We start from the raw sequence: 12,627 nt of genomic DNA, 5'->3' as shown, positions 1-12,627 counted from the left end.
TTCGCCTGCGATAAAAGCAAAAGCAGCACCCGAATTGCAGCTGTATATGCCACGGCTGCGCCCGTTTGCTATTGATGGAAAAAGAGGAGAACAGCATGCCTGAGATTGTGGTGTATGCGGTAGAAGGCCGTTCCGCCGAGCAGAAGAAAACCCTGATGGTAAAGATCACCGATGCCGTGGTAGAGAGTTTCGGCGTAGAGCGCGATCGCGTGGTGGTGTCGATCGTCGAGACTAAAGCCAGTGATAAAGCGCGCGGCGGCGTGCTCTATAGCGAACGTGGGAAATAACTGGCGCGCAGGAAAAAGGCGCGCTAGTTCGCTGATATAAGGCCGCTAGCGCGCTGAAGCGCGGTCGCGGCTAAACTGCTGTTCGGTCAGGGTCGCGCCCCACTGATCGCCCTGCCACTCCTTCGTCAGCTTAAAGCCGAAGCGCTCATAGAGACGGCGCGCGGCGTTCAGTCCGCTAAACGTCCAGAGCTGGGTAGCGTCAAAGCCGCGCCGATCGCAGAAAGCCATCGCCTCCGTCAGCAGCCTGTTGCCGATACCGCTTCCCTGAGCGCTTTCATCCAGGATAAACCAGCGCAGATGCGCCTGGTTGTCGCCCAAATCCTGACCGTCAATGGCGAGGGATCCGACGATAACGCCCTGATCGACCGCCAGCCAGATCTGGTTATCCTCGTGATCCAGACGGCCCGCAAACTCGGCAAGTCCTGCTGCTACTTTCGCCTCGAAAAAATGTCCGAACTGATAATGTGCGGCGTAGTAGCGCCCGTGCATCTCGGCAATCCGGCCAATCATGCCGGGACGATAGCCGGTCACAATTTCCAGCCGGGATAAGGGTTCTGCGGGTTCGCCGCCGCGACATTTTTCCAGCGCACGGGCGTAAGCGGATAAGCCCCTGGCAACCTCTTGCTGCTGCTCGGGTTGAAGATGCAGGAGCGCGTCAGCGACGCGCATCGCGCCATAATGATGGATCGCATTAACCGTCTCAACGCCCTTTGGCGTCAGCTGCAACTGCTTCACGCGCGCATCCTGCACCGAAGCGACCTCACAGATCTCTCCTGCCGCCAGCAGCTTCGATAGCATGCGGCTGACGCTGGACTTCTCCAGTCCCAGTATCCGCACCAGTTGAGCCGCGTTGCGGGCGTTGCCGCTGGCGATCTCCAGCAGGCTGTGCACCGCAGAGGGTGACCAGTCGGTAGCGGCGAGCGTAGCGTTCATAAAGCCCAGTTCACGCACCATAAGACGTGAAGAGGCGCGGATATCATTTATCAAACTCTCTGTGAGCACAGGGGTCATTCCGTAAAAATATGTTGGTTGCATAATACAACCATTAACCGTCAGGGCTGTCAATTGCACTGTATTCACGCTATAAATGAAACGCTGTTTTACTTTCATGATTCTGTACCCAATGACAGATGCAAGGAGAGACGATGTCAAAGAAAGCTGCCCTACTGCTGGCGCCGGGCTTCGAAGAAGCGGAAGCCTTTATCACCCTCGATATTCTGAGCCGGCTGGGCGTCGTGGTAACTACCGTCGCCTGCCATCCGCACAATCAGGTTATCAGCTATCACGGCGTGACAACGCTGGCGGATCGCCTGCTGGAAGAGACCCAGCACGAGCTGTTCGATGCGGTCATTATTCCCGGCGGCCCGGAGGGCACGATGAATCTGGCCGCGAGCCCGGCGGTGAGCGCCTTTATTCGCCGCCACGACGAGGCGGGGAAGATTATTGCGCCCATCTGCTCTGCGGCGGCGCGCGTGCTGGCGGGCAACGGTCTGCTGAAAGGACGCCGCTATACCTGCTCGGGCGAACTCTGGATGCACTACGAGGATGGCGAGTATGTGATGGCGGATGTGGTGGAGGATGGCAATCTGCTCAGCGGCAGAGGGCTGGGCGTCGCTTTTGACTTCGCGCTGCAGCTGGCGCTGCGGCTGACCGGCAAGGCGGGCGCGGCGGATTTCCAGGCGGAGCATATCTACTATGACCGCTGGCGCAGCGATCGCCTGGGCAACTAATAGCGGGCCAGCCTGGCTGGCCCGTTTAAATATTACACGCTCGGGAAGGTAATATTGTTGCCCGGCGCTTCACGATGCAGATGGATAAAGTTCAGGTGACGCTCGTACTGATCGAGAATGTCGATAATCACCTGCTCTTTGCTGTAGTCCATCAGGTCGTTGCCCTGACTCCCCTCCAGCAGAAAGGTTTCCAGCCGATAGTAGGTCGATTTGCCGCTGCGCGCGCGATAGGTAAAGCCCGGCACGGAATACTGCTGCGGCCACACCTGATAGACGAAATCCTGCTCTTCGCCCAGGTTGACGCGCAGGTCGATGTAGCCCAGCGCGCTCTCTTCCGCCTCCAGTCGCTCCAGGGTCACGCGGCCGCCGCGCAGCTCCAGCTCTTTCGCCACTTCCTGCATCGCCGGAAAGATCACGCTCTCCATCATCTGCTGGGTATAGCGCGAGCCAGGGTAGTTCATCAGCCGCGACAGACGCTTTTTCCAGCTCAGCCGGTCGTTGCTGGTGGCCAGATAGGGCGCGGTATCGCGGCTGGCGCTGGCGCGACGGTAATCTTCTACCTTCAGGGATTTATAGAGCCCCGCCATCACGAAGAAGATCACAAAGCTGAACGGCAGACCCATTATCACCGTGGTGTTTTGCAGCGCGGAGATGCCGTTGGTCATCAGCATACTCAGCGTCAGCACGCCGATCGCCACCGACCAGAAGATGCGCAGCCAGTTTGGCGCGTCGCTGTTGATGTCCTTCAGCTTCGAGGTGAAGTTGCCCAGCACCAGCGAGCCGGAATCCGCCGACGTCACGTAGAACAGCATCCCGGTAATGGTCGCCACTGAAGCGCTCAGCTTAAAGGCGGGATACTGCTCCAGCAGCAGATAGAAGCCGCGCTCCGCATGCGCCATCACTTCCTGCGCAAAGCCGGTGTTGCCGTGAATAATCTCGTAGAGCGCGGCGTTGCCGAACACTGACAGCCACAGCAGCGTAAAGGTAAAGGGAATAATCAGCGTGCCCAGCACGAACTCGCGGATGGTGCGGCCGCGCGAAATACGCGCCAGGAACAGACCGACGAACGGCGACCAGGCGACCCACCAGGCCCAGAAAAAGAGCGTCCAGCTGTTCATCCACTGCGTGGGACGATCGAAGGCGAAGGTGTTGAGCGTCATGCCCATAAAGCGGTTGATATAGTCGCCGACGTTAAGCACCAGCGCGTTGAGCAGGAAATCGGTTTTGCCGAAAAAGAGCACAAACAGGATCAGGCCGAGCGCCAGCGCCACGTTCAGCTCGGAAAGGATACGAATGCCTTTATCGACGCCGGAGGTGACTGAAATGGTGGCGATAACCACCGAGAGCACGATCAACGCAGTCTGCGCCGCCAGCCCTTCTGGAATGTCGAACAGGACGTTCAGCCCGTAGTTCAGCTGCACGACGCCGATGCCGAGCGTGGTGGCGATGCCGAAAATGGTGCCGACCACCGCCGCAATATCGACGGTATGGCCGATGGGGCCGTTAATGCGTTTGCCGAAGATGGGATAGAGCGCCGAGCGGATGGTCAGCGGCAGGTTATAGCGATAGCTGAAGTAGCCCAGCGCGATGCCCATCAGCGCATACATCGACCAGCCGGTCAGACCATAATGGAACAGCGTCCAGACCATCGCCTGCCGCGCTGCTTCCAGCGTCTGCCCCGCGCCTTCCGGCGGCTGCATATACTGCGTGACCGGCTCCGCCACCGAGAAAAACATCAGGTCGATGCCGATACCGGCGGCGAACAGCATTGCCGACCAGCTCAGCAGGCTGAACTCCGGCTTGGACTGCTCCGGCCCGAGCTTAATCGCGCCAAAGCGCGAACAGGCCATAAACAGCACAAAGACGATGTAGAGCGTCGCGGCCAGCATGTAATACCAGCCAAATGTCGACGATACCCAGTTCACTGCCGCCTGAATCCATGCTGCGGCCTGATCGCTGTAGAGTATCGTCACCAGTGAAAATGTCAGAATCAGTCCGGCCGAGGCGTAGAACACCACGGGATTGATTCTGTCTTTTTCACTTGCAGGTGGATTAATCATCAGTTACCTCTGGTTTATAATAAATTCAACAGGTTATATTGTCCTCCGCGTGCGAACGCGTCTCCTTTATTGTTCTCCTCCTGATCGTTAAGCGTAGCGGTAAAACAATGCGATGTACGCTGCGCCTTGCAACAATTCAGGTACAGTATCCTAACAACTTTCTTTTTTATATTGAACGTTCAATCAATAAAAGTTCTAATAGTGGACTTGTTTAGCGGCGGAGCGCTTGTCATGCCAAAAGTAGGAATGCAGCCGATACGACGTCGGCAGCTGATTGATGCCACTCTGGAAACCATTAACGAAGTCGGGATCAACGACGCCACCATCGCGCAGATTGCACGGCGCGCGGGCGTCTCGACCGGCATCATCAGCCACTACTTCAAAGACAAGAACGGCCTGCTGGAAGCCACTATGCGCGACGTAACGCGGCAGCTGCACGACGCGGTGGCGATGCGGCTCAGGCCGCTGGCCGGCGCCAGCACCGAAGCGCGCCTCTGCGCCATCGTCGAAGGCAACTTCGACGAAAGCCAGCTGCATAAGGCGGCGATGAAGGCGTGGCTCGACTTCTGGTCGAGCAGCATGCATCAGCCTCAGCTCAACCGGCTGGAGCGCGTCAGCAGCAGCCGCCTCTTCTCGTCGCTGGCCGCAGAGTTCCGTCGCGAGCTGCCGCGCGAGGCGGCACGCACCGCCGCTTATGGGCTGGCGGCGCTGATCGACGGCCTCTGGCTGCGCGCGGCGCTGGGCGGCAAGCCCTTTGATTTTCAGCTGGCTCGCTCGCTGACGACCCAGTTCATTCGCCAGCAGTTAGCTGGCAACACCCATCCCTGATAAAGGAGGAACCATGTCCCGATTCGCAGAGCAGCACCTCTATATTGATGGCGCTTACGTCCCGGCAGCGGCTGGCGACACCTTTGACACCATCAATCCCGCCAACGGCGACGTGCTGGCGAAGGTGCATGAGGCTGGCCGCGAGGACGTCGACCGCGCCGTTGCCGCCGCGCGCAAAGGCCAGAAGGTCTGGGCGGCGATGACCGCGATGCAGCGCTCGCGTATTTTGCGCCGTGCGGTGGATATCCTGCGCGAGCGCAACGACGAGCTGGCCGCGCTGGAAACCCTGGACACCGGCAAGCCGCTGAGCGAAACCGCCAGCGTGGATATCGTGACCGGCGCAGACGTGCTGGAGTACTACGCGGGCCTGATCCCGTCGCTGGAGGGCCAGCAGATCCCGCTGCGCGACACGGCTTTCGTCTATACGCGTCGCGAACCGCTCGGCGTGGTGGCGGGTATCGGCGCGTGGAACTATCCGATTCAGATCGCCCTGTGGAAATCCGCGCCGGCGCTGGCGGCGGGCAACGCGATGATCTTCAAGCCGAGCGAAGTGACTCCGCTTACCGCCCTGAAGCTGGCGGAAATCTACAGCGAAGCGGGCGTGCCGGATGGCGTATTCAACGTGCTGCCGGGCAGTGGCGCGGTGACCGGTCAGCTGCTCACCGAGCATCCCGGCATCGACAAGGTCTCTTTCACCGGCGGCGTCGCCAGCGGCAAAAAAGTGATGGCTAACGCAGCGGGCTCGACCCTGAAAGAGGTCACCATGGAGCTGGGCGGCAAGTCGCCGCTGATTATCTTCGACGATGCGGATCTCGATCTCGCCGCCGATATCGCCATGATGGCTAACTTTTACAGCTCCGGTCAGGTCTGCACCAACGGCACGCGGGTCTTTGTTCCGGCCAGCCTGAAGGCCGCGTTTGAAGAGAAAGTGTTGGCGCGCGTCGCCCGCATTCGCGCCGGCGACCTCAACGATCCCGCGACGAACTTCGGCCCGCTGGTGAGCTTCGGCCACCGCGATAACGTAATGCGCTACATCGAGCGCGGCGTTGCAGAAGGCGCGCGCCTGCTGTGCGGCGGCAAGCGGATGACGGGCGCAGGCTTCGACGCCGGCGCCTGGGTCGAGCCGACCGTCTTTAGCGACTGCAGCGATGAGATGACCATCGTGCGCGAAGAGATCTTCGGGCCGGTGATGTCGATTTTGACCTATCAGAGCGAAGAAGAGGTGGTGCGCCGCGCCAACGCCACCGAGTACGGCCTGGCGGCGGGTCTGGTTACGCAGGATCTCAATCGCGCGCACCGCGTTATTCACCAGATTGAAGCGGGTATCTGCTGGATCAACACCTGGGGCGAATCCGCCGCAGAGATGCCGGTCGGCGGCTACAAGCACTCCGGCGTCGGCCGGGAGAACGGCCTGATGACCCTGCAGAATTACACCCAGGTGAAATCTGTGCAGGTCGAGCTGGACCGTTTTCAGTCGGTATTTTGATTAATAAAGAAACCTGAGGAGCGACTAATGGAATTTGATTACATCATTATCGGAGCCGGATCCGCAGGGAACGTTTTGGCTGCCCGACTGACCGAAGACAGCGACGTCAACGTTCTGCTGCTGGAAGCGGGCGGCCCTGATTACCGTATGGATTTTCGCACGCAGATGCCTGCGGCGCTCGCCTTTCCTTTGCAGGGAAAACGCTACAACTGGGCTTACGAGACCGAGCCGGAACCGCATATGAACCATCGCCGCATGGAGTGCGGACGCGGCAAAGGTCTGGGCGGCTCATCGCTGATCAACGGCATGTGCTACATCCGCGCTAACGCGATGGATCTCGACGGCTGGGCGGAAGCGCCGGGGCTGGAGTCCTGGCGCTATCACAACTGTCTGCCCTACTACCGCAAAGCGGAAACGCGCGATATCGGGCCGAATGATTATCACGGCGGCGACGGTCCGGTCTGCGTGGCGACGCCGAAAGCAGGCAACAATCCGCTGTTCGCGGCGATGATCGACGCGGGCGTCGAGGCGGGCTATCCGCGCACCGAGGATCTCAACGGTTATCAACAGGAGGGCTTCGGCCCGATGGATCGTACCGTGACGCCGCAGGGGCGCCGCTCCAGCACCGCGCGCGGCTACCTCGACCAGGCGAAAAACCGTCCCAACCTGAAAATCGTTACGCATGCGACCACCGATCGCATCCTGTTCGACGGCAAGCGCGCCGTCGGCGTGCAGTATCTGCTGGGCGCGAGCAATACCTCGCACAAGGTGCATGCGCGGCGCGAGGTGCTGCTGTGCGCGGGCGCTATCGCCTCGCCGCAGATTTTGCAGCGCTCCGGCGTTGGCGCGGCCAGCCTGCTGAAGTCGTTCGATATTCCCGTGGTGCACGATCTGCCCGGCGTCGGCGAGAACCTGCAGGACCATCTGGAGATGTATCTGCAGTACGAGTGCAAAGAGCCGGTGTCGCTCTACCCTGCGCTAAAGTGGTGGAACCAGCCGAAAATCGGCGCGGAGTGGATGTTCAACGGCACCGGCATCGGCGCCAGCAACCACTTCGAGGCGGGCGGCTTTATCCGCAGCCGCGAAGAGTTCGCCTGGCCGAATATTCAGTATCACTTCCTGCCGGTGGCGATTAACTACAACGGCTCGAACGCGGTCAACGCGCACGGCTTCCAGTGTCATGTCGGCTCAATGCGTTCGCCGAGCCGCGGCCATGTGCGCATTAAGTCGCGCGATCCGCGCCGCCATCCCGCTATCCTGTTCAACTATATGGCGAGCGAGCAGGACTGGCATGAGTTCCGCGACGCGATACGCATTACGCGCCAGATTATCAACCAGCCGGCGCTGGACAAGTTCCGCGGACGCGAAATCAGTCCCGGCGTAGAGTGCGAGACCGACGAGCAGCTGGATGAGTTCGTGCGCAACCACGCGGAGACGGCCTACCATCCTTGCGGCACCTGCAAAATGGGCAGCGATGAGATGGCGGTAGTGGATGGCGAAGGCCGCGTTCACGGCATGCAGGGGCTGCGCGTCGTCGATGCGTCGATTATGCCGCTGATCATCACCGGCAACCTGAATGCGACCACCATTATGATCGGCGAAAAAATCGCCGATAACATTCGCGGCCGCCAGCCGCTGCCCGCCTCGACGGCAAGCTATTTTGTCGCTGGCGAGACGCCGGTGCGCGGCGAACCGCGACGCGCGTAACGCGCTTTAGCCCGCTTCGGCGGGCTTTTGCCGTTACATCATCTGCGGCTCGCGGATGGCATTGCCTTTGTCGAAGCGCGCCAGGCGGTACGGCGCGATATCGGTAAAGAGCTGACGACTGGTCATCAGCTGGGCGCAGAGCAGGCCCGCGCCAGGGCCGATGCCGAAACCGTGCCCGCTGAAGCCTGAGGCGATAAACAGACCGGGCACGCGCGGCATCTCATCGATTACCGGCACCAGATCCGGCGTGGTATCAATCCAGCCGCCCCAGGAGTGATCGATTTTAATGCCCTCCAGCGCAGGAAACGCCCTCACCAGCACAGCCAGCGCTTCATTTAGAATCTGCCGATCGGGCTCAGGGTCCAGTACGCGAATCTTCTCGAACGGCGACACCCTGTCGTTCGACCAGCGCCCCGCCGCCTCCGGCCCGTTAAAAAAAGAGCCGTTCAGCCGGAGCTTGAGCTTCTTGGCGATCTTGCTGCGGTACATCGGGTAAAACTTCGTCGCATAGCGGATATTCTGCGGCGCGAGATCGAGCTGGCCGCGGCCAGGGATCGCCACGGTGTAGCTGCCGTCCAGCCGGCGGCGGATACAGAGCTCCGGCATGCTTAAACACCCCTGGATCACCTCCGGCGCCGCCGTGGTTTTAAACGCGGTGCCGAGAATATTGGCGCTGGGCAGGTCGATGCCGTACTGCTTGCAGAAGCGCGAACTCCATGCGCCGCCGCAGCAGATCACCTGACTGGCGCGCACGCGGCCGCGCTCGGTCCAGACGCCGGAGACGCGGCCCGCGCTGATATCCAGGCCGCGTACCGCGCAGCGTTGATGAACGGAAGCGCCCAGCTTTTGCGCGCCGACAGCGATAGCGGGCGAAGCGAGCGACGGCTCGGCGCGCCCGTCGCTCGGCGACCAGACGCCGCCGACCCAGCGCGCCTGATCGCCCAGCCGCTCGTGCACCTCTTTCGGCGACAGCAGGTGGCTGACGAAACCGAGCTGCTGCGCCTGCTTGCCCCACTTTTCCCAGCGCGCCACGTCCGCTTCGTTCTGCGATCCGTAGAGGATGCCGCTGCGGCGAAAGCCGAGATCCAGGCCGATTTCGCCGCCCAGCGCTTCCCAGCGCTGCAGGCTGCGCATCGCCAGCGGCAGCTCGTAGAGGTCGCGGTTCTGCTGCCGCACCCAGCCCCAGTTGCGCCCGGACTGCTCGCCGCCGATCACGCCTTTCTCAAACAGCGCCACCGCAACGCCCTGCTTCGCCAGCTCGTAGGCAACGGAGGTGCCGATGATGCCGCCGCCGATCACCACCACGTCGACCTGGTCGGGAAATGTCGGGCTGTCTGTCACAGCATTGATTTTTATGCGCATAGAGAAACCTTTTAAGTTCAGGGCATTCAGAGATGCTTTTCTGGCGGGATATGCATGATCCACAACACTCTGGCATCGCTCTCGGTATGGTTGAAAATGTTGTGCGGCAGATGGCTCTTAAACTGAAAGCTGTCGCCGGTCATCAGGCGCGCGGTATCGCCGTTGATCTCCAGCGTCAGTTCGCCCTCGACCACCAGCCCCGCCTTTTCGCCCTGGCCGATCAGCATTTCGTCGGAGCGGACGCCAGGGGGAATGTCGATGACCATAAACTGCATATCGTGGTCGCCCGACGGCGACAGCATCTCTTTGGCGATGCCGCGCTTGCCGACGTTGAAGCGCGGCCGCTCCGCGCTGCGGCGAACGTAATGCTCGGCGCCGCGCAGCGAGGCGGCGCTCTCCTCCAGAAACGCCGTCAGCGGCACTTTCAACACCAGCCGCAGCTGTTCCAGCACCCGTACGGTGGGATTGGTCAGGTTGCGTTCAATCTGGCTGATGGCGCCGGCGGAAACGTTCGCCAGCAGCGCCAGCTCGGTAATGGTCAGATTGCGCGCCTTGCGCAGGCTTTTCAGCCGCGAGCCGATATCGGTTTCCGCGGCGCCGGGTTCCGCCTTGTGTTGCGATGCGTTTTTCATCTCATGCTCTTGTTTGCCGTCGCGCCTGTTCGCCGACCTGGGTTAACTCAGGGCATGCCCCATTTATCTTTGATGGTCTGAAGCGTGCCGTCCTGTTTCATGGCGGTCAGCGCGCTGTCGATCTCCGCCAGCAGCTTGTCGTTGCCTTTTTTCACGCCGAACGCCATGGGCGAAACGTGTTCCGGCTTATAGCCCTCGACAACGTGCATGCCTTTCAGCCCGCCCGCTTTGGCCTGCGCTTTCAGTATGGGATAGTCGTTCATGCCCGCCGCGATGCGGCCCAGCGAAAGATCGCGCGTCATGTCCGCCGGGCTGTCATAGACCTTCACCTCTTTGGCGATACCGCTCTGCATCAGGCTTTGCGTGTAGTCGGTGCCCGCCATGGTGCCCACCACGTCGCCTTTCAAATCCTGCCAGGAGTCATATTTTTTAGTGTTGTCGTCGCGCACCACCAGCCCTGCGCCGAAGGCGGTGACCGGCTGCGAGAAACCGATGCGCTTCGCGCGTTCCGGCGTCGGCGTCATACCGGCGACGATCATCTCGATTTTCCCGGCGATAACCGACTGTATCAGCGTTGAAAAAGGCACGGCGGTGAAATTGACCTCCAGATGCTGACGCCGGGCCACTTCCGCCGCGACGTCCGGCATAAAGCCTTCGATTTTTCCGCTCTGTGTATTCAGGAAGGTAGTGGGCGCGCTGGAGGGCGGCGACCCTGCCGTTAACGCGGCGGCCTGGGCGTTGACGCTGACCACGGCGGCGAGGCTCAGGGCTATGGAGATATTCAGCAGGCTTATTTTACGGGCGACAGACATAACTCACTCCTGGTTCAGTAGCGAAAGGGCGAACGTCTTTTTCACTATAATGAAATTTATGCTGCCGCTGTCAATGTTTTATTTTACCAAAACGCCGCACCTCACACATTACCGAAAAAGCCGTTGCTTTAATCAATTCGCCTATCTATAGCTGTTTCTTATCGCGGTAATAACAATTCGCTATCTCGCAAGAGCCGGTATTTATTGACAGCCCGTGGCGGGTAAAGATATTCATTATAATGAATTGTCGTTGCCCCAACACCCGTTACACAGCACGTTCAGGAGCCTAAGATGGACTGGAGCAGCATTCATACCTATCTGCCCTTTTTGCTGAAAGGGGCTGAAATGACGATCTCCATCACCCTGTTGTCGCTGGTGATTAGCACGCCGCTGGGATTAATATTTGCCGCCGCCAAGATGTGCCCGTGGAAAATTATTTCCTGGCCGGTGGCGACGGTGATTAATATTACCCGCGGCCTGCCGATGATTGTGGTGCTGTTTTATATCTACTTTGTTTTTCCCGATATTGGTATCACCCTGACCTCTTTTCAGGCCAGCGTCATCGGCATCGCTTTTTGCTTTTCCACCTATATCGCCGAGATATTTCGCGCCGGCATCGAGTCGGTCGATCGCGGTCAGTTTGAAGCGGCGCGCTCAATGGGCATGGGCTTTGCCAAAGCGATGCGCCGCGTCATCCTGCCGCAGGCGTTTCACGTCGCGCTGCCGCCCTACAGCAATACGCTGGTGATGATGCTGAAAGATTCCGCCCTCGCCTCCACCATCGCCGTTACGGAAATGACCCGACAAGGTCAGCTGATCGCCGCGTCGACCTTTGACAACACCACGGTCTATACGCTGGTGGCGGTACTCTATCTGCTGCTGTGCATGCCGCTGATGGCGCTCACCAAACGGCTGGAAAAACGCCAGATTAAAGGAGCCTGAGATGATCGAGATTGACGAAGTCCATAAAAAATTCGGCCGCGTCGAGGTGTTGAAAGGCGTCAGTTTTTCCGTAAACGCTGGCGAGGTGGTCTGCCTGATCGGCCCGTCCGGCTCTGGCAAATCGACCATTTTGCGCTGCATCAACGGGCTGGAAAGCTATGAAGGCGGCGAGATCCGCGTGCTGGATCGCCGGGTCGATAATCGCCATAAGAGCATTAACGATCTGCGTCGCCAGATCGGCATGGTATTTCAGCGCTTCAACCTTTTCCCGCATCGCAGCGTGCTGGAAAATGTGATGGAAGGCCCTGTTCACGTCAACGGCGAGTCGCGCGCTCAGGCGGAGAAGCGCGCCAAATCCCTGCTGGCGCTGGTGGGGCTGGCGGACAAGATCAACGCCTGGCCGGGGCAGCTCTCTGGCGGTCAGCAGCAGCGCGTCGCCATCGCGCGCACGCTGGCGCTGCAGCCGAAAGCGATACTGTTCGACGAGCCGACATCCGCGCTCGACCCCGAACTGGTCGGCGAGGTATTGCAGGTGATGCGCAACCTGGCGCAGGAAGGCATGACGATGATTGTCGTCACCCATGAGATGCAGTTCGCCCGCGAAGTGGCCGATCGCGTCTGCTTTCTGCACAGCGGGCAGATTGTCGAACAGGGCCCGGCGCAGCAAATTCTGCTGCAGCCTCAGGAAGCGCGCACGCAGGACTTCCTGCGTCGCGTTCTCGGCAGCAGCGACAGCCATTTTTGTCGCCAGTGTCAGGCGGCCGTTTAAAGGCTGCCTCTC

12 protein-coding genes are annotated in these 12,627 nt (G+C 60.2%); 7 read left to right on the top strand and 5 right to left on the bottom strand.

Annotation, left to right across the window (positions count from 1 at the left end; translation table 11 throughout):
- Window positions 1–95: 95 nt before the first annotated feature.
- Window positions 96–287, top strand: a complete 192-nt coding sequence (locus AC6I7Z_RS21080; protein WP_497815747.1) for a tautomerase family protein — start codon at window positions 96–98, stop codon at window positions 285–287.
- Between the two features lie 45 nt (window positions 288–332).
- Here the strand turns inward: AC6I7Z_RS21080 and AC6I7Z_RS21075 are convergent, their stop codons facing one another.
- Complete coding sequence (locus tag AC6I7Z_RS21075) at window positions 333–1,298, bottom strand: bifunctional helix-turn-helix transcriptional regulator/GNAT family N-acetyltransferase (RefSeq protein WP_497815915.1); 966 nt, start codon at window positions 1,296–1,298, stop codon at window positions 333–335.
- A 134-nt stretch (window positions 1,299–1,432) separates the two neighbouring features.
- Between AC6I7Z_RS21075 and AC6I7Z_RS21070 the strand changes: the two genes are divergently transcribed.
- Window positions 1,433–2,017 carry a DJ-1 family glyoxalase III gene (locus tag AC6I7Z_RS21070; RefSeq protein WP_497815746.1) on the top strand — a complete coding sequence of 195 codons (585 nt, stop codon included), beginning with the start codon at window positions 1,433–1,435 and terminating at the stop codon, window positions 2,015–2,017.
- A 32-nt stretch (window positions 2,018–2,049) separates the two neighbouring features.
- Here the strand turns inward: AC6I7Z_RS21070 and AC6I7Z_RS21065 are convergent, their stop codons facing one another.
- Window positions 2,050–4,077: a choline transporter gene (locus AC6I7Z_RS21065; RefSeq protein WP_033748797.1), complete on the bottom strand. Its 2,028-nt coding sequence runs from the start codon at window positions 4,075–4,077 to the stop codon at window positions 2,050–2,052.
- A 231-nt stretch (window positions 4,078–4,308) separates the two neighbouring features.
- Between AC6I7Z_RS21065 and betI the strand changes: the two genes are divergently transcribed.
- From betI to betA, 3 genes are read left to right on the top strand one after another with little or no spacing between them, the layout of a single operon-like run.
- Window positions 4,309–4,905, top strand: a complete 597-nt coding sequence (gene betI, locus AC6I7Z_RS21060) for a transcriptional regulator BetI (protein WP_497815745.1) — start codon at window positions 4,309–4,311, stop codon at window positions 4,903–4,905.
- Window positions 4,906–4,918: 13 nt separating this feature from the next.
- The gene (gene betB / locus AC6I7Z_RS21055; RefSeq protein ID WP_497815744.1) at window positions 4,919–6,391 is read left to right on the top strand and encodes a betaine-aldehyde dehydrogenase; all 1,473 of its coding nucleotides are present in this window, start codon (window positions 4,919–4,921) and stop codon (window positions 6,389–6,391) included.
- 27 nt (window positions 6,392–6,418) lie between these two features.
- Window positions 6,419–8,098 carry a choline dehydrogenase gene (gene betA / locus AC6I7Z_RS21050; protein ID WP_497815743.1) on the top strand — a complete coding sequence of 560 codons (1,680 nt, stop codon included), beginning with the start codon at window positions 6,419–6,421 and terminating at the stop codon, window positions 8,096–8,098.
- A 33-nt stretch (window positions 8,099–8,131) separates the two neighbouring features.
- On the opposite strand, the gene AC6I7Z_RS21045 is transcribed toward betA, so the two are convergent.
- Genes AC6I7Z_RS21045 through AC6I7Z_RS21035 form a run of 3 tightly spaced genes read right to left on the bottom strand, consistent with a single transcriptional unit; the run spans window position 8,132 to window position 10,904 of the window.
- Window positions 8,132–9,460: an NAD(P)/FAD-dependent oxidoreductase gene (locus AC6I7Z_RS21045; protein ID WP_497815742.1), complete on the bottom strand. Its 1,329-nt coding sequence runs from the start codon at window positions 9,458–9,460 to the stop codon at window positions 8,132–8,134.
- Window positions 9,461–9,486: 26 nt separating this feature from the next.
- The gene (locus AC6I7Z_RS21040) at window positions 9,487–10,092 is read right to left on the bottom strand and encodes a cupin domain-containing protein (RefSeq protein WP_216493239.1); all 606 of its coding nucleotides are present in this window, start codon (window positions 10,090–10,092) and stop codon (window positions 9,487–9,489) included.
- A 47-nt stretch (window positions 10,093–10,139) separates the two neighbouring features.
- Window positions 10,140–10,904, bottom strand: a complete 765-nt coding sequence (locus AC6I7Z_RS21035) for an ABC transporter substrate-binding protein (protein WP_497815741.1) — start codon at window positions 10,902–10,904, stop codon at window positions 10,140–10,142.
- Between the two features lie 291 nt (window positions 10,905–11,195).
- On the opposite strand from AC6I7Z_RS21035, the gene AC6I7Z_RS21030 reads away from it, so the two are divergent.
- Entirely contained in the window at window positions 11,196–11,846 is a 651-nt protein-coding gene (locus AC6I7Z_RS21030; RefSeq protein WP_033748787.1) for an amino acid ABC transporter permease, read from the top strand.
- Between the two features lies 1 nt (window position 11,847).
- Complete coding sequence (locus AC6I7Z_RS21025) at window positions 11,848–12,615, top strand: amino acid ABC transporter ATP-binding protein (protein ID WP_313590548.1); 768 nt, start codon at window positions 11,848–11,850, stop codon at window positions 12,613–12,615.
- Window positions 12,616–12,627 lie beyond the last annotated feature (12 nt).

The organism is Pantoea sp. X-Soil-MYKO-1289 (assembly GCF_059730625.1).
Note: the sequence above shows the minus strand (reverse complement) of the source record. Positions and strands in the feature narration are given on the sequence as shown.